The sequence below is a fragment of the Pseudomonas sp. Lb2C2 genome (genome assembly GCF_052112205.1).
Taxonomy (GTDB): domain Bacteria; phylum Pseudomonadota; class Gammaproteobacteria; order Pseudomonadales; family Pseudomonadaceae; genus Aquipseudomonas; species Aquipseudomonas kilonensis.
The window spans coordinates 148,670-165,025 of the sequence record NZ_JAUTYW010000006.1 but is presented as its reverse complement, the minus strand read 5'-3'; the positions used below and the strand labels follow the sequence as shown (position 1 = coordinate 165,025).

14 protein-coding genes are annotated in these 16,356 nt (G+C 62.9%); 7 read left to right on the top strand and 7 right to left on the bottom strand.

The window, feature by feature from the left end:
• Positions 1-159: 159 nt before the first annotated feature.
• A complete protein-coding gene (locus Q7F16_RS19385) occupies positions 160-1,671 on the bottom strand; it encodes an AhpA/YtjB family protein (RefSeq protein ID WP_409556704.1) in 1,512 nt (503 codons plus the stop codon).
• 133 nt (positions 1,672-1,804) lie between these two features.
• On the opposite strand from Q7F16_RS19385, the gene serB reads away from it, so the two are divergent.
• Positions 1,805-3,019 (top strand): phosphoserine phosphatase SerB, encoded by a 1,215-nt coding sequence (serB, locus tag Q7F16_RS19380; protein WP_003197189.1) that lies wholly within the window; start codon positions 1,805-1,807, stop codon positions 3,017-3,019.
• Between the two features lie 160 nt (positions 3,020-3,179).
• On the opposite strand, the gene Q7F16_RS19375 is transcribed toward serB, so the two are convergent.
• The 4 genes from Q7F16_RS19375 to Q7F16_RS19360 form a co-directional block, all read right to left on the bottom strand.
• On the bottom strand, positions 3,180-4,940 hold the full coding sequence (locus tag Q7F16_RS19375) for a molecular chaperone (RefSeq protein ID WP_409556705.1): 1,761 nt from the start codon (positions 4,938-4,940) through the stop codon (positions 3,180-3,182).
• A gap of 235 nt (positions 4,941-5,175) precedes the next feature.
• Positions 5,176-6,036, bottom strand: coding sequence for an archaetidylserine decarboxylase (asd, locus tag Q7F16_RS19370; RefSeq protein ID WP_409556706.1), 861 nt, complete (start codon positions 6,034-6,036; stop codon positions 5,176-5,178).
• Positions 6,037-6,055: 19 nt separating this feature from the next.
• Positions 6,056-6,871: a rhodanese-like domain-containing protein gene (locus tag Q7F16_RS19365; protein ID WP_014336290.1), complete on the bottom strand. Its 816-nt coding sequence runs from the start codon at positions 6,869-6,871 to the stop codon at positions 6,056-6,058.
• Between the two features lie 42 nt (positions 6,872-6,913).
• On the bottom strand, positions 6,914-8,452 hold the full coding sequence (locus tag Q7F16_RS19360; RefSeq protein ID WP_409556707.1) for an HDOD domain-containing protein: 1,539 nt from the start codon (positions 8,450-8,452) through the stop codon (positions 6,914-6,916).
• Between the two features lie 166 nt (positions 8,453-8,618).
• On the opposite strand from Q7F16_RS19360, the gene motA reads away from it, so the two are divergent.
• Positions 8,619-9,470, top strand: coding sequence for a flagellar motor stator protein MotA (gene motA, locus Q7F16_RS19355; protein ID WP_409556708.1), 852 nt, complete (start codon positions 8,619-8,621; stop codon positions 9,468-9,470).
• A 3-nt stretch (positions 9,471-9,473) separates the two neighbouring features.
• On the top strand, positions 9,474-10,520 hold the full coding sequence (gene motB / locus Q7F16_RS19350; RefSeq protein ID WP_409556709.1) for a flagellar motor protein MotB: 1,047 nt from the start codon (positions 9,474-9,476) through the stop codon (positions 10,518-10,520).
• Between the two features lie 219 nt (positions 10,521-10,739).
• Here motB and rsgA read toward each other — a convergent pair whose 3' ends face one another.
• The gene (gene rsgA / locus Q7F16_RS19345) at positions 10,740-11,771 is read right to left on the bottom strand and encodes a small ribosomal subunit biogenesis GTPase RsgA (protein ID WP_014336294.1); all 1,032 of its coding nucleotides are present in this window, start codon (positions 11,769-11,771) and stop codon (positions 10,740-10,742) included.
• Positions 11,772-11,880: 109 nt separating this feature from the next.
• Between rsgA and orn the strand changes: the two genes are divergently transcribed.
• Both orn and Q7F16_RS19335 read left to right on the top strand, forming a co-directional pair.
• A complete protein-coding gene (orn, locus tag Q7F16_RS19340) occupies positions 11,881-12,423 on the top strand; it encodes an oligoribonuclease (RefSeq protein WP_409556710.1) in 543 nt (180 codons plus the stop codon).
• A gap of 236 nt (positions 12,424-12,659) precedes the next feature.
• Positions 12,660-13,274, top strand: a complete 615-nt coding sequence (locus tag Q7F16_RS19335; protein WP_172436093.1) for a trimeric intracellular cation channel family protein — start codon at positions 12,660-12,662, stop codon at positions 13,272-13,274.
• Here Q7F16_RS19335 and queG read toward each other — a convergent pair.
• Positions 13,256-14,335, bottom strand: a complete 1,080-nt coding sequence (gene queG, locus Q7F16_RS19330; protein WP_046065555.1) for a tRNA epoxyqueuosine(34) reductase QueG — start codon at positions 14,333-14,335, stop codon at positions 13,256-13,258. The genes Q7F16_RS19335 and queG overlap by 19 nt on opposite strands.
• 63 nt (positions 14,336-14,398) lie before the next feature.
• Here queG and Q7F16_RS19325 point away from each other — a divergent pair, with 63 nt between their 5' ends.
• On the top strand, positions 14,399-15,898 hold the full coding sequence (locus Q7F16_RS19325; RefSeq protein ID WP_095974837.1) for an NAD(P)H-hydrate dehydratase: 1,500 nt from the start codon (positions 14,399-14,401) through the stop codon (positions 15,896-15,898).
• Positions 15,886-16,353, top strand: a complete 468-nt coding sequence (gene tsaE, locus Q7F16_RS19320) for a tRNA (adenosine(37)-N6)-threonylcarbamoyltransferase complex ATPase subunit type 1 TsaE (protein ID WP_409556711.1) — start codon at positions 15,886-15,888, stop codon at positions 16,351-16,353. Before Q7F16_RS19325 ends, tsaE begins: the two co-directional genes overlap by 13 nt.
• Positions 16,354-16,356 lie beyond the last annotated feature (3 nt).

The following is a 16,356-nucleotide window of genomic DNA, read 5'->3' as shown; positions in this document are numbered from 1 at the left end:
ATCGGCCCTATCGCGAGCAGGCTCGCTCCCACAGGAGGTTCTCTGTATGGCCACAGGCCCCGTGGGAGCGAGCTTGCTCGCGATGAGGCCGGCCCAGACAACAAAAAAGCCCGCAGACAATCACTCATCTGCGGGCTTCGTCATTTCAGGTGCAGAGGTTCAGGCCTGGCGCTCATGCATCCGTGCCAGTTGCCGCTCCAGCATCGATGGATAAGGCTCCATCAAGCGCTCCACGCAGCACGCGCCTTCGGGGCTGGCGATGGGGCGGATGCGGGCGCGCTGGCGGATCAGGGCGTCGTCGTTGATCTTGCGCTCCACCAGCAGCAGGTTGCGGCTGTGTTGCGACAGCGCCAGGGCGTCCTGGGCGGTTTCGGTCAGCAGCAGGTCGATCTGGCTCAGGCCGAACAAGCCATCGCCCAGGGTCAGGCCCAATTGCAGTTGCAGGGTGATGCCGCTGTCGGCGACTTCGATCTGCAACTGGTGGCCCAAGGCGCGCAGCAACTCACCGCAGCAAATGGCGTTGGTCAGGTAGTCGTCACCGCTGTCTTCGGTGTGGAACAGCATCAGCGTGCTGCCATCGTTCAGGGTGTGCAGTTCGCCCTGATAGAGCGATGCGGCCTGGTCGAGGCAGTCGCGGTAGCGCTCGAGCAATTCCTTCAGGCGCGCCTGGGGCAGGCGGCGCAGTTGGTCCTGGGCGCCCAGTTGCACGGCCAGTACGGCGCTGTGCTGGGGCAGGTTCGAGGCGACTGGCCTGGCGACCGGTTGAGGTGCTCCATCGACTGATTCGTCACGCAGGTCGGCGAATGCGTCGTCGTCCTCGTCCTCTACCGTACGTACCATGTGGCGTGGTGCCGGTCTGGAGGCGGGCATCGGCTGGCTTTCATCAAACCCTGGGTCGCGCAGGTTACGCACTTCGAAGCCAGGCTCGGCATCGTCGTCCACGTAGTCGATTTCTTCAGGTTCCGGCAACGGCTCAGGTTCTGGCGCGAAGCTGGCGTGCAGTTGCCGGGCCAGGTCGCCGATTTCGTCCTGGCGCTGGGTGGCTGGCGTGTGTTCGTCGATGTCCCGCAGCCAGACACGCAATTGCAGCAGCGGCGTAGAGATGTGTCGCCCCAGGCGCAGGCTCAAGGCCAGTGCCAGCGCCAGCAGTATCGCGCTGAGGATGCCCATGCTTTGCAGGCTGATGGTCATCGGTTGCTGGAACTGGTCCATGTCCAGGCTGATGCGCAGCTGCCCGGCGGTCACGTCCTGGAAGGTGATCTTGCTCTGGTACATGCCGCCGGACTCGCCCAGCAGGCCCGGCTTGGGACGCTGGCCGGCCTCGGCGAGGATGCGGTTGTCCACGCTGTAGATGGCGGCGTGGGCCACCAGTTTGTTCTTGGTCAGGTTGTTGAGCAGCACATTGAGGCTGAGGATGTCGTTGGACACCAGCAGCTCGGTGGCGGACGTGGCGGTCTGGGTGGTCAGGCTTTCACCCAGGGCATCGGCCTGTTCGTGCATGGCCTGCTTGAATTGCAAACCCATCACGCAGGCATAGATGACCAGGGCCAGGGCGACCAGGATCACGTTATGGCTGGCAATGCGCAATGCAATCGGCACACGACGGTGACGCAGTGCACGGAAGATCAGCAGGAAGAAGTTGTCGGTTTTGACTGGCGTGGGCCGGTTCACTGAGCTCGGCTCTTTGTCCGTGAAATTGACGCGCAGTATAGCGACAGCCCCATGACCGGCAAAGCACTGGCGGTGCCCGATGGTCACTGAATGTGGGTAGAATGCGGTTTTTTTCCACCTGCGGGGGTGCGCCTTGCGCGAAATCGTCCTGATAAACATCACTGGCAGCGACCGTCCGGGTCTGACTGCGGCCATTACCGGCGTTCTGGCCCAGGGTGGTGTGAACATTCTCGACATCGGTCAGGCGGTGATCCACGACACGCTGTCGTTCGGCATCCTGGTTGAAATCCCGGACGCCGAACAAGGCAAGTCCGTGCTCAAGGACATCCTGTTTACCGCCTACAAGCTCGACCAACAGGTCCGCTTCACTCCGGTGTCCGAGGACGATTACCGGCATTGGGTGGCTGGCCAGGGCAAGAAACGCCACATCGTTACCTTGTTGACCCGCAAGGTCACCGCCGAGCAGTTGCAGCGCGTCAGCTCGATCACCGCCAAATATGACCTGAACATCGACCACATCGACCGACTGTCCGGGCGCATGCCGCTGGACACCCCGGACGACAAGGGCAAGGGCTGCATCGAGTTTTCGGTGCGCGGTGAACCGGCCGATCCCCAGGCGTTGCGTGCCGAGTTCCTCAGCGTGGCCCAGGAACTGAATGTCGACATCGCCTTCCAGGAAGACTCGTTGTTCCGTCGTAACCGCCGCCTGGCGGTGTTCGACATGGACTCGACGCTGATCGAAGCCGAAGTCATCGACGAACTGGCCAAGGCGGCCGGCGTGGGCGACAAGGTCTCGGCCATCACCGAGCGAGCCATGGCTGGCGAGTTGGATTTCCGCGCCAGCTTCAAGGAGCGCCTGGCGCTGCTCAAGGGGCTGGACGTCAGCGTGCTGGATTCCATTGGCGCTTCCCTGCGCCTGACCGAAGGCGCCGAGACGCTGTTCGCCGAACTCAAGCGCCTGGGCTACAAGACCGCCATCCTGTCCGGCGGCTTCACCTACTTCGCCAAGCAGTTGCAGGCCAAGCTCGGCATCGACTATGTGTTCGCCAACGAGCTGGAAGTGGTGGATGGCAAGGTGACTGGCGTGGCCGTCGAGCCGATCGTCGATGCCCAGCGCAAGGCGGACCTGCTGCGTGAACTGGCTGAAAAAGAAGGCCTGCGCCTGGAGCAGACCATCGCCGTGGGCGACGGTGCCAACGACTTGCCGATGCTGGCGATAGCGGGCCTGGGCGTGGCGTTCCGCGCCAAGCCCCTGGTCAAGCAGTCGGCCAGGCAGGCGATTTCAACCTTGGGGCTCGATGGGGTGTTGTACCTGTTGGGCTTCAGGGATCGTGACGGGCAGCTCTGAGTCTGTCGCAATCTTTGTGGCGAGGGGATCTGGCTGTGGGAGCAAGGCTTGCCCGTGATAAACGATAACGCGGTCTATAAAGAACCGCAGTGCCAGCATCGCGAGCAAGCTTTGCTCCCACAGAGAGTTCTCTCTTCACAAAGGGTTACGCGTTGGCTGCCTACAGCGACTTCCACAACGAATCAAAATTCCCTTCTTGCTCGCCGCCGTCCCCGTTGGCAGTGGAGTCTTCCGGGTGATAAGCAAACTGATTGAAACTGTGAGTGCTGGTGACCCGGCGGTCCAGGCCGGCGCGGCGTTCCTGGCCGTTGGTGTTGATCAACACCTGCTGGCCCTCCTGGAACGGCAGGCGCGGGGCGATCATGGTCGGTGGGAGGTCAATGGCGCTGATCTCGGGGAGTAACAGCCCGCGCAGGTAGTGACCGTGCTCATGTTCTTCCCGGACCAGTTGCAGCCCGCAAGGCTGGGCATGCGGTGCGACCAGTTCGATGCCCATTTGCATGGCGCCGTTGCGCACTTGCCGGATCCAGCGCACCACGGCAACGCTCCAGGCCTGGTCGCTGGTGTCCCGGATGCCGATCATTTCCCCGGCCTGCAGTTGTTCCGGCACTTCCTTGGGCCAGCCGAGGCAATAGCCGCCAGGGCTGTGGTTGATGATCGGCAGGTCGTAGGTCGGAAAGTGATGCTGGTTGTCGGAGCTGGTGCCATCGTCATCGCTCGGGTTGACCGGGTACTCGATTTCTTCATAGGGCAGCAGATCGCTGTCGCCAGCGGGGGCGGCGTCGAAGGCCTGGCTCCAGGTGTCGTTGGTCTTGCTCGGCGAGGCCTCGAAGCGGGCCTTGCGCGTGGTGGGGCTTTTCAGGATCTCGTTGAAAGAGCGCTCGCCGCCGAGGTAGTAGTGCAGCGCACTCATGCCCACGCACAGGGTCAGCGTGCCGTTGCCCTCAGTGCGCTGGAAACTGCGTTCGGCCGCTTCGCCCCAGGCGGCTTGCAGGTGATGCAAGGTATCGACGCTCATGCCGCCCGGTACCGGCAGGCTGTGCTCGGCAGGGTTTTCCAGATGTGTGGCGATTGCGCGCACCAGGGGCTGTGGGTCGAACCCTTGCAAGGTCGGCTGTTGTTCGGCGCGGAACTTGGAACGGTAGCGTGGCCCGACATCCAGTTGCGGAGCGACCGCGAACAGGCTGGCAGCGCTGCTGGCGGGATCCAACTTGACCCACTGGCTCCAGGATTCGAGCACTTCGGTCAGCCGCCCGATCTGGCTCTGGCGCAGTTGATTGCTGCGTGACGCTCCCAGCAACAGGGCAACGATATAGGTTTGCTCGGGGTTCAATTGATGAACCTGGCTCGCCAGTTCGTCACCCACACTCAGGTGCTGCAGTCGATGCTGGCAGGCGATCCGGTACAACTGATGCAAATCGAGCCACAGCCCTTCAGGCACTGGGCTGTACAACTGACTGGCGCGCAGCAGTGGGCCGTTGAGGGCATGCATCGCCCGTTGCAGCGCGGTGCTCAGCAAGCGGGCCCGGTCCTTGGTGTATTTCGACGCGATACGCGTCACGATCTGTTTGTAGCCCATCGCCAGCTGGGTTTGCAGGGCCTGGCACAGGTTGACGATCTTGCGCGAGCGATCATCCAGCACGATGGCCTGTTGCAGGAAGTGCCGCTCCAGATGCTTGCAGACGTAATACACCTCGGGCCGCAGCAGTTCGAGCAGTTGCAGGCGATTTTCGCTGGGCGTGAGCAGTTGGTTGAGTTCGCCAAGGGCTTGGTACAACAGGCGGGCTGTTTCGCCGATGTTGGCCTTGGGCAGGTTGGCGATCCAGCGCTTGAGGTCCTTTGGCGTAGCATCGCAGAACGACAGGCGTGATTGTGTCGGGGTCAGGACGCGCAATAGCTGGAGAGGGCTGGTCTCATTCATGCCGTGTACGGGCTCCGGCGGGAAATGAACGTGATGTTCCAACTCTAGCAGCTGACAGGCCGGCGTGTTGGCCTGAGTGTGCTGTGGGAGCAAAGCTTGCTCGCGATGCAGGCGCCGCGTTTTTTAGACCGCGTCATCGTTCATCGCGGGCAAGCCTTGCTCCCACAGGCCTTGCTCTCACACTCCTACTCTCGCAGGCCTGCTTCTACAGGTCTGCTTCAAGGGCGGGCGTGAATCAGGCGTTTGGTCGTGCCAGGCCCTGGCCCATCTGTACTGGCGAACCGGCCACCAGGCCTTCGGCCCATTTCACCTGGTCCGGCCCGAACAGCACGATGGCCGTCGAACCCAGCTTGAAGCGACCCAGTTCGGCGCCTTTTTCCAGATGAATCGGCGCACGGGCGGCTTCGTCATAACGGAAGGTTTTCAGCTCGCGCTTGGGCGGCGTCACCAGCCCGGCCCAGACGGTTTCGATGGACGCCACGATCATCGCGCCCACCAGCACCACGGCCATCGGCCCGCGTTCGGTGTCGAAAATGCACGCCACGCGCTCGTTACGGGCGAACAGCTCCGGAACGTTTTCGGCGGTGGTCTGGTTGACCGAGAAAATCCGCCCGGGGATGTAGACCATCTCCCGCAGGGTGCCGGCCAGTGGCATGTGCACGCGGTGATAGTCCTTGGGGGACAGGTAGATGGTGGCGAAATCGCCGCCCATGAACGGCGCTGCGTTGGCCGCATCACCGCCGAGCAATTCCAGCACGCTGAAACTGTGGCCCTTGGCCTGGAAGACCCGGCCGTGCTCGATCGGGCCCAGCTGGCTGACGGCACCGTCGGCGGGACTGAGGATCGCGCCCGGGGTTTCGTCCAGTGGGCGCGCGCCGTCTTTCAGGGCACGGGTGAAGAAGGCGTTGAAGTGCTCGTAGGCAGTCAGGTCTTCCACCAGGGCCTGGGACGTGTCCACTTGGTAGCGCTTGGCAAACCACGCGGTGAAGGCGTTCTTGAACCAGCGCACGCGGCATTCGGCAATGCAGCCGGCCAGCCGCGACAGCAGGTGGTGGGGCAGCAGGTATTGAGTGAGGATGAACAAACGGTTTTTCATTAACTGTCCTTAAGAACCTTCAAAGCTCGATGGGGGTGTCGGGGTGGTTGCCCCATTCGCCCCAGGAACCGGCATAGCCTTTGACCCGTGGATAACCGAGCGCCTTGGCCACCAGGTAGGTGAAGCCGGAGCGGTGGTGAGTCTGGCAGTGGGTGATGATTTCTTTGTCAGGCGTGATGCCCAATTGTTCGAGGATTTGCGGCATGTCCTTGCGGATGCGCAGGTTGCGCGCCTGGTCCATGCCGGCAGTCCATTCGAAATTGACCGCGCCGGGAATGTGCCCGCCTCGGGCTGCGACGACTTTCTCGCCGGAGTATTCCAGCGGGCCGCGAGCGTCCCAGATCGCCAGGTCGGCAGCACCGAGACGGCTTTGCAGGTACTCACGGGTGGCGGTGGGCGCTTCGTGCAGTGTCAGGCTGACCGGGCCTGCGACGGGTGCAGGCACTTCGACGGACACCGGCAGGCCTTCGTCCAGCCACGACAGCAAACCGCCGTCGAGGTAGTGGTAGTTCGAGTGGCCGATCACGTCCAGCAGCCAGATAAACCGCCCGGCCCAGCCGCCGCCTTCATCGTCATAGACCACGTAGACCGCATCCGGGTTGTGCCCGAGCTCGCCGAACAGGGTTTCCAGGTCGGCTTTGGCCGGCAGCAGGCCCGGCGCCGGCGGTTGGCCGAGCTGGGTACGCTTGGGGTCGACGAAGCGTGCGCCGGGGATATGGCCGGTGCTGTAGCGGGCGGCGCTGGTCAGGTCCACCAGAATCAGTTCGCGGGCGTCGAGGCGCGGCAGCAGCTCGCTCGGCTCGATCACCAACGGCAAGCCAGAGAAGTCAGGCATGTGAGGTCTCCAGGGGCGCAAAGGGAAAAGATTGTAGCAAGTTCAGCGGCCGCGGTTGGTAAAGGTATGCAGGGCCCTTTCGATGCATTGCACGGTTTTGCCGAAGGCTTGCACGGTCACGTCCGACAACGGCCCGCCGCCCTGGTCCACCGCCACCAGCATGATCACCCGGCCATTGCAGGTCAGGGAGCGCAGCAGCAGGTGCTCCCCGCGGAACAGGCTGCGCAGGCCCGGTGGCAGCAGCGCCGAAAACTGCGCGTTGTTGTCCGGGTTCAGGCGAACCTGGGCCTGCTGGGCCAGCAACCGCTGCAAGATTTTGCTCTGACTGATGGTAAAGCTCATGGCCGCGGCTTCTTTGGGCAGGCCCGCGGTCTGGTGTACGCGCACGCTGGTCTGGGTGCGGTCGGCCATCAGGATCATCACCCGGCGCATGCCACAGGCCACCAACACGTCCCGTGCCGAGGTGGTCAGGTGCATGGCATTGCTGAAGGGGCTCGGTTCCACCAGCAGTGCGGAACATTGCTTGCGCCACTGGCTCAGGTCTTCGGCGCTGGGTGGGGGAGGAGGTAGCAAGCCGGGGTGGATGCGGCGGCTGCCCCAGGGCCAGAGCAACGCTACGGCTGGATGCCAGAGGTCCGGCATGGCGTCATGACGGGCGCTGGTGACGGCTTGTTGGTGCAGCTGTTGCTGGACCTCATCGATCGGCATCTGCAGATACAAACTGGTGAGGTATTGCCAGCGGGCGCTGTGGGGGCTGTCCCAGGCATGTTGCGCTGAAAGTGCCAGGCCGTTGGCCAGCAACGCGGTATTGGCCGGTTGATTGAGCCAGCGACGCAGGGTCGGGTCATCGTCCAGGCGATTCTGCTGGCGCAGCGGGTGCTCGCTGTCCCGGGCGATGCGCAGGACCTGCACCAGCTCGCGGCGTTCATTGAGCAGCAGGCGATAACCCTGAATCACCCAGATAGGCAAGCGCCAGGTCTCCACCAGCGCCAGGCAGATTTTCAGCAGGCTGACGCCGAACAGTTCGCGTTCGACCTTGCTCGCCGGCTCGCCTTTATGGACGACCCGCAATTCCCATTCCCCCAGCAACCGCGGGTGAGTCAGGGCCAGCGGCCAGAGCGGTGAGAGAAACAACAGGCTGCCCCAGTGTATGTCCTGCCATAGCCGCGCCAGGCGGCTGGCAAAAAAGCCATTGGCCTGTTGCGTGGCGTGTTGGCTGATCAATTGCAGCTGGCGCAAGGCGATGGGGATTTCGTGCCCCGGCAACGACGGCAGGCGGGCGAGCAGTTCCTCGGTGCGCTTGAGGCCGAGGCGGTTGATGGCCACTTCAAGGTTTTCCGCAGGTTCGGCGAGGCTGCCATGAGTGTGATGGTTGGCCTCGCGAATGACGCTCAGGGCCAGGGCGGGGCTGTCCTGCATCAGTTCGGCGATGTCACGCAACGAGCGGCGGCTGTCGGCAATGGCCTTGCAGACCAGGTCATGGCTGGCCTGGGGCACCGGCAGGTGCACGCCATTGAGCAACTTCACCCAGCCCTCGAGGGTGGTCGGTCGGGGTGTTGGAACCTTCGTTTCGTTAGTCATGGCTGGACGTGATCATCGTATGAATTCTCTACGCCCGGAACGGGGCAAATTGGCTTTTCGCCAGAACAGCCTATAGTCTGGCGCAGTTTTGCCGATAAGGAGAAGAAGAGATTTTTAAGCTTCCGAATATGACCTTGAACCCGACTTAAGTAAGTACTTTCTATCTATGGCTAAAATTATCGGCATCATCGTCGTGTTCGCGAGCGTGCTCGGCGGATACGTACTCTCCCATGGCAAGATTGCCGCCCTGATCCAGCCTTTCGAGGTGTTGATCATCGGTGGTGCGGCCCTTGGCGCATTTTTGCAGGCCAACCCCGGCTACATGACGAGGCATGTGCTCAAGAAGTCCTTGAGCATGTTCGGTTCGCGTTTCAGCCACACCTTCTACCTGGAGGTGCTGGGACTGATCTATGAGATCCTCAACAAGAGCCGCCGCGAAGGCATGATGGCGATTGAAGGCGATATCGAAGACGCCGCCGCCAGCCCGATTTTCGCCAAGTACCCCTCGGTGCTGAAGGACGCCCGCATGACGGCGTTCATCTGTGATTACCTGCGCATCATGTCGTCCGGCAACATGGCGCCCCATGAGCTCGAAGGCCTGTTCGACATGGAGCTGTACAGCCTCAAGGAAGACCTGGAGCACCCATCCCACGCGGTCAACGGCATCGCCGACGGCATGCCCGGTTTCGGTATCGTTGCGGCGGTATTGGGGATCGTGGTGACCATGGCCTCCCTGGGCGATGGCGACCAGAAATCCATCGGCCTGCACGTTGGTGCGGCACTGGTAGGTACCTTCTTCGGTATTTTGGCCGCGTACGGTTTCTTCGGTCCGCTGGCCCATTCCCTGGCCCACGATGCCAAGGAAGAACTCAACGTCTACGAAGCCATCAAGGCGTCCCTGGTGGCCTCGGCCTCGGGAATGCCGCCATCGCTGGCGGTGGAGTTCGGTCGCAAGGTCCTGTACCCGGCGCACCGTCCTAGCTTCGCCGAGCTGGAACAAGCGGTTCGCGGTCGTTAAGTTATGGAAAATAACCAGCCGATCATCGTCAAGCGCGTCAAGCGCATTGCCGGCGGGCACCATGGCGGTGCCTGGAAAATCGCCTTCGCCGACTTCGCCACGGCGATGATGGCGTTCTTTCTGGTGCTGTGGCTGCTGTCCACGGCAACCCCGGAACAGAAGATCGCCATCGCCGGTTACTTCAAGGACCCGGTCGGTTTCTCTGAAAGTGGCACGCCCTACATCATCGACCTGGGTGGTTCGCCGACCCTGGCGCCGGAAAACACCCTCAACCCCGAGGTCAAGTCCCAGCCCCAGCCGGACAAGGTGACGGTGGATTCCGAGCAGGTCGAAGGCATGGCCGAGCAGGTCGAGCGCGAGCGCCTGGAGTTGCTGCTGCAGGAATTGCAGAACAAGGTCGAAGAGAATCCTGAACTGCAGAAGTTCAAGGATCAGATTCTGTTCGAGATTACGCCGAACGGCTTGCGCATCCAGATCATGGACGCCGAGAACCGGCCGATGTTCGACTCTGGGAGCGCGCGCCTGAAGCCTTATTTCGAGGACATCCTGCTGGCCATGGCCGACACCATCAAGGCGGTGCCGAACAAGATCAGCATCAGCGGTCATACCGATGCCAAACCCTTCATTGGCAAAGGCGATTTCGGTAACTGGGAACTGTCCGCCAACCGCGCCAACGCGGCCCGTCGCGCCCTGGTGGCCGGCAGTTACCCGGATGAGCAGGTGGCACGGGTGGTCGGTTATGCGTCGTCGGCGTTGTTCGACCGCAAGGATCCGTTCAACCCGGTCAATCGGCGTATCGACATCGTGGTGTTGACCAAGAAGGCCCAGCAGGCCATCGAAGGTTCGCAAACCAACGACCTGCCGCCAGACCCGGCCCAGGGCGAGGGTGCGCCGGGTGAAGCTCCTGCTTCGCCCGTCACACCTGGCGCGGCGGTCGATCCGAACGCGTTGCCGGCGGACCAGCAACCCGTACCGGCCCATGAGTTGCGCGAGCGCTTGAACCTGTTCGACGACGTGGCGCCGAAACCGGCCGAACCGCCGGCGCAGTAGCCCACAAAAAAGCCGACACCAGTGTCGGCTTTTTTGTGGGCTACTGTTTACTTGTGACTTGCTTGCCTTTGTGGCGAGGGAGCTTGCTCCCGCTCGGCTGCGCAGCAGTCGCAAGACCGGGCAACTCGGTCTGGCTGGAGACTGTTGGGGCCTGCTTCGCCGTCCAGCGGGAGCAAGCTCCCTCGCCACAAGAGTGATCGGCTTGATATTGCGTGCAGGTCAGTAACTGCTTTCCGGCAGGCTGGCGATGATCGAGCGGTAGCTGTTCATCCGTTGCTGATGCACGCGGCCTTCTTCCAGGGCCTTGAGCAAGGCGCAACCAGGCTCGCGGTCGTGCTTGCAGTCGCGGAAGCGGCAGGTGCCGATCAGCTCGTTGAACTCGATGAACCCGGCTTCCACATCGGCCCGGCTGACGTGGCCCAGACCGAACTCGCGGATGCCCGGCGAGTCGATCAATTCACCGCCGCCAGGGAAGTGGAACAGCCGCGCCGTTGTGGTGGTGTGAGTGCCCTGGCCGGAGAGCTCGGACAACGGCCCGACGCGCGTCTCGACTTCCGGCAGCAGGCTGTTGACCAGCGACGACTTGCCGACGCCGGACTGGCCGACGAACACGCTGATGCGCCCGTCCAGTTGCTGTTGCAATTGCTCCATGCCGTTGCCGTGATGGGCCGAGACTTCCAGCACTGGGTAACCCAAATCCCGATAGACCGACAGCAGGGCGTTCAGCGCCGGGGCGTTGTGCTCGTCGATCAGGTCGAATTTGTTGAGCAGCAACAACGGGCGGATACCGGCGTGCTCGGCGGCTACCAGGTAGCGGTCGATCAGGTTGGCGTGGGGCTCGGGCAACGGGGCGAACACGATGACGATCATGTCGACGTTGGCGGCCACGGGCTTGAGCTGGCCCCGGCTGTCCGGACGGCACAGCTCGGTGTGGCGCGGCAATTGCGCGACGATCACGCCGATGCCCTGATTGCCGGCACGCCAGACCACCTGGTCGCCCGTCACCAGCGCTGGCAGGTTGGCGCGCAAGTGGCAGCGGAACACCTGGCCGGCCAGTTCGCCTTCCCGGGCCTCGACCTCGACCTGCACGCCGAAGTGGGCGATCACCAGGCCGGTCTGTTCAGGGCCCAGGTCGCCTCCCTCCAGGGCTTCGACAGCACTGGATTCGCGTTTGGCGGCGCGAGCTGCGCGCTCGCCCTGGATCTTTTCGATGCGCCAGTTTTGGCGACGATTGAGTTGGCGTTTGGCCATGGGTGTTCCGTATGAAGAAATGCAGCGAATAGGGTAAAACGGCCGCGAGTTTAGCACGCCCAAAGGCCGGCCTAGGCTAAACTGCGTGGCTACGCCGAGGAGCTTCCCTATGCAAAACCCGCAGAACCTGATCTGGATCGACCTGGAAATGACCGGTCTGAACCCAGACACCGACGTCATCATCGAAATGGCCACCATTGTCACCGACAGCGACCTCAACACCCTGGCCGAAGGCCCGGTGATCGCGATCCATCACAGCGACGAGATCCTGGCCGGCATGGACGAGTGGAACACTCGCCAGCACGGCGGCTCGGGCCTGACCCAGCGGGTGCGCGAGAGCAAGATCAGCATGGCCGAGGCCGAGTCCCAGACCCTCGCCTTCCTGGAGCAATGGGTGCCCAAGGGCAAGTCGCCGATCTGCGGCAACAGCATCTGCCAGGACCGTCGCTTCCTGTACACCCACATGAAGTCCCTGGAAAGCTACTTCCACTACCGCAACCTGGACGTCTCCACCCTCAAGGAGCTGGCCGCGCGCTGGGCGCCAGAAGTGCGCGACAGCTTCCAGAAGGGCGGTAGCCACCTGGCCCTGGACGACATCCGCGAGTCCATTGCCGAGTTGCAGCATTACCGTAAGCACTTCATCAAGTTCTGATTCCAGCGTGCGGCGCTCTTGTGCCGCGGGGATTTGTGGGGGCAAAGCTTGTGGGAGCAAAGCTTGCTCGCGAAACAGGCGACTCGGTCCCTGAAAGACCGCATCGCCTTCATCGCGGGCAAGCCTTGCTCCCACAAACCCTCTCGCCACGGGTTCTGTGTTGGACATGTCGGAGCTGCCCTCTTTTGGTGCCTGCCCAAACTGGCTAGACTGCGCGCCTTCTCGTAAGGACCGCCATCATGTTGCTGATGCTCTATCTGATCGCCATCACCGCTGAAGCCATGACTGGCGCCTTGTCTGCCGGGCGTCGGGGCATGGACTGGTTCGGCGTGGTGCTGATCGCCTGTGTCACGGCGCTGGGTGGCGGTTCGGTGCGTGACGTGCTGCTCGGTCATTACCCGCTTACGTGGGTCAAGCACCCGGAATACCTGGTGCTTACCACGGCGGCGGCGATGCTGACGGTGTTCCTGGCGCGCTGGATGCGTCATTTGCGCTCGTTGTTCCTGGTGCTCGACGCCGTGGGTTTGGTGGCGTTCACCCTGATCGGCTGCATGACGGCCCTGGAAATGGGCCATGGCATGCTGGTGGCGTCGGTCAGCGGGGTCATCACTGGGGTGTTCGGCGGTATCCTGCGGGACATTTTCTGCAACGATATTCCGCTGATATTTCGTCGCGAACTCTATGCCAGCGTCTCGTTTGCTGCGGCGTGGTGCTATCTACTCTGTGTCTACCTGCAATTGCCGAACGAACAGGCGATCCTCATCACCTTGTTCGGCGGTTTCCTGCTGCGGCTCTTGGCGATTCGCTTTCACTGGGAAATGCCGAAGTTCGTCTACAACGACGAGGTTTGACGCTTGGCATGTTGACGCAGGGCCCACTCCACGTGCTCGCGCACCAGCTCTGACGGATAGTCGCGCCGTGCCTCCAGCGCTTGCAGCACGGGGATCGTTGACGGCGCATTACCCAGGCCCACCGCCAGGTTGCGCAGCCAGCGCTCGTATCCGGCGCGACGCAGGGGGGAACCTTCGGTGCTGCTCAGGAACGTCGCCTCGTCCCACATGAACAGCTCGGCCAGCCCGGCATTGTCCAGGTTGTGCCGTGGTTTGAAGTCGCTTTCCCCGGACGGTCGGGCGAAGCGGTTCCATGGACAGACGATCTGGCAGTCATCGCAGCCGAACACCCGGTTGCCGATCAGCGGCCGCAGTTCCTCGGGGATGGCGCTTTTCAGCTCGATGGTCAGGTAGGAAATGCAGCGGCGGGCATCGAGCACGTAGGGCCCGACGAAGGCATTCGTAGGACAGATGTCCAGGCACGCGGTGCATTTTCCGCAATGTTCGCTGGCATGGGGCGGGTCCACCGGCAGCGGCAGGTCGACAAACAGCTCGCTCAGGAAGAAATAGCTGCCGGCCTTGCGGTTCAACACCAGGGTGTTTTTACCGATCCAGCCCAGGCCGGCCTGTTCGGCGATGGCTTTTTCCAGGACCGGCGCGCTGTCGACGAAGGCGCGATAACCGAAGGGGCCGATGACCGCCTGGATTTTTTCTGCCAATTGCTGCACACGTTTACGGATCAATTTGTGGTAATCGCGGCCCAACGCATAACGCGAGACGTAGGCTTTCTCCGGTTGGCCGAGCATTTGCGCCATGTGCGTATCGCCCGACAGGTAGTCCATGCGCAGGGACACCACCCGCAGCGTACCTGGCACCAGTTCCTCGGGGTGCGAGCGTTTACTGCCATGGGCGCCCATGTAGTCCATTTCGCCGTGGTAACCGGCATCGAGCCAGCGTTGCAGGTGTTGCTCATGCTCGGCAAGATCCAGGCCGCTGATGCCGACCTGCTGGAAGCCCAGCTCGCGGCCCCACTCCTTGATGGATTGGGCGAGGGCGGGGAGGTCTGTGGGAATGGCAGGCATGAGGCGAGAGAAACCAGAGCTGAGATGCGTATAATTCTGCCAGACATCGGAGCCCGAAGACGCATGCCGCACACTAAAGATGATTTTCCCGACGCGCTGTACAGCGCTGCGCAGGTCCGGGCCCTCGACGCACAACTGATCGCGGCCGGCACCGCCGGTTTCGAATTGATGCAGCGCGCCGCCCGCGCCACCTGGCGAGCGATGGTCCGGCGCTGGCCTGACGCCCGCGAGCTGACGGTGCTGGCCGGTCATGGCAACAATGCTGGCGATGGCTATCTGGTCGCGACCCTGGCCCGGCGCGCCGGCTGGTCGGTGCGGGTGCTGACGGTGGGCGAACCCCGGCGATTGCAGGGCGACGCCGCCATTGCCCACGCCGAGGCTGTAGCGGTGGGCGTGCCAATGGAGCCGTGGTCGGATGCGGCAGAGTTGCGTGGCGTGTTGCTGGATGCGCTGCTCGGCACGGGGCTGAGTGGCGATGTGCGCGAGCCTTATGTGCAAGCGATCGATACGATCAATGTCAGCGGCCTGCCGGTCGCGGCGGTGGATATCCCCTCGGGGTTGTGTGCTGACACCGGTCGGGTGCTGGGCACGGCGGTAGCGGCCGACCTGACCGTGACCTTCATTGGTCTGAAACTGGGCCTGTTTACCGGCGAAGCGGCGGACCGGGTCGGTGAGCTGGTATTCAACGACCTGCACGCCGATCCAGATATTGTTGAAGCGGCACCGGCCAGTGCCCGACTGCTCTTACCCCATAATCTGCCATGCCTGACGCCTCGCGCGGCCACTGCCCACAAAGGCAAGTTCGGTCACGTGCTGTTGATCGGTGGCGACCGGGGCTTTGGCGGCGCGATCCAGATGAGCACCGAAAGTGCCCTGCGCTGCGGTGCGGGCATGGTTTCGATGGCGACCCGCAGCGAGCATGTATCCGCCGCGCTGACGCGTTTGCCGGAAGTCATGGTGCAGGGCACCCATTCGGCGAACCAGTTGATGGGCTTGCTCCACCAAGCCAGCGTGGTGGTGGTCGGGCCAGGCCTGGGCCAGGCCGCCTGGGGGCGTAGCCTGTTGTCGGCGGCGGCTAACGCGTCACTGCCGCAAGTGTGGGATGCCGATGCGTTGAACCTGCTGAGTCGCGGCGATGTTGGTTTGCCTGAGCGGTGTGTCATCACCCCGCACCCGGGCGAGGCGGCGCGATTGTTGGAGATATCCACAGCCCAGGTGCAGGCCGATCGCCCAGCGGCGGCCCATGCATTGAGCCAGAAATACACCGCCACGGTGATCCTCAAGGGCGCCGGTAGCCTGATTGCCAGCCCGGACGGTCGCCTGGCGGTTTGCAGCCAGGGCCATCCGGCCATGGCCACGGCGGGCCTGGGGGATGTGCTGGCCGGCGTGGTCGGCGCCTTGCTGGCCCAGGGCATGGAGGGGTTCGAGGCCGCCTGCCTGGCGGTCTGGCTGCATGCCAGTGCCGGTGCCCAGGCCGGTCGCTCGGGCCGGGGATTGGCAGCGACCGATCTGATCCCGGCCATTCGTCAGTTGTTGGAGGAGCATTCACCGTGTCTGAAGTAACCCTGTACGTGGCGGACGAACAAGCCATGACACAATTTGGCGCTCGCATCGCGCAGGTCACCGCCGGCCACGGCCTGATTTTTCTCGAAGGCGATCTCGGCGCGGGGAAAACCACCCTGTCGCGTGGCATCATTCGCGGCCTCGGGCACGTCGGCTCCGTCAAGAGCCCCACGTTCACCCTGGTCGAGCCCTATGAGATTGGCGACATTCGCGCCTTCCATTTCGACCTGTATCGACTGGTGGATCCTGAAGAGCTGGAGTTCCTCGGTATCCGCGATTATTTCGAAGATGACACCTTGTGCCTGATCGAATGGCCCCAGAAGGGTGCAGGCTTTTTGCCAAAGCCCGACCTGACCATTACCATTGGCGCGCAGAACGGCGGGCGTTCGTTGAAACTGACGCCGCAAGGCTCGCGTGGCGAGTCGTGGTGTGCCGCTTTGGCATTGGAAAACTAATTG

Excerpts from the sequence above, each read along its gene's own strand:
- Q7F16_RS19375 (WP_409556705.1), bottom strand. The coding sequence starts at position 4,940 with ATGAATGAGACCAGCCCTCTCCAGCTATTGCGCGTCCTGACCCCGACA.
- asd (WP_409556706.1), bottom strand. The coding sequence starts at position 6,036 with ATGAAAAACCGTTTGTTCATCCTCACTCAATACCTGCTGCCCCACCAC.
- Q7F16_RS19365 (WP_014336290.1), bottom strand. The coding sequence starts at position 6,871 with ATGCCTGACTTCTCTGGCTTGCCGTTGGTGATCGAGCCGAGCGAGCTG.
- Q7F16_RS19360 (WP_409556707.1), bottom strand. The coding sequence starts at position 8,452 with ATGACTAACGAAACGAAGGTTCCAACACCCCGACCGACCACCCTCGAG.
- motA (WP_409556708.1), top strand. The coding sequence starts at position 8,619 with ATGGCTAAAATTATCGGCATCATCGTCGTGTTCGCGAGCGTGCTCGGC.
- motB (WP_409556709.1), top strand. The coding sequence starts at position 9,474 with ATGGAAAATAACCAGCCGATCATCGTCAAGCGCGTCAAGCGCATTGCC.
- rsgA (WP_014336294.1), bottom strand. The coding sequence starts at position 11,771 with ATGGCCAAACGCCAACTCAATCGTCGCCAAAACTGGCGCATCGAAAAG.
- orn (WP_409556710.1), top strand. The coding sequence starts at position 11,881 with ATGCAAAACCCGCAGAACCTGATCTGGATCGACCTGGAAATGACCGGT.
- queG (WP_046065555.1), bottom strand. The coding sequence starts at position 14,335 with ATGCCTGCCATTCCCACAGACCTCCCCGCCCTCGCCCAATCCATCAAG.
- Q7F16_RS19325 (WP_095974837.1), top strand. The coding sequence starts at position 14,399 with ATGCCGCACACTAAAGATGATTTTCCCGACGCGCTGTACAGCGCTGCG.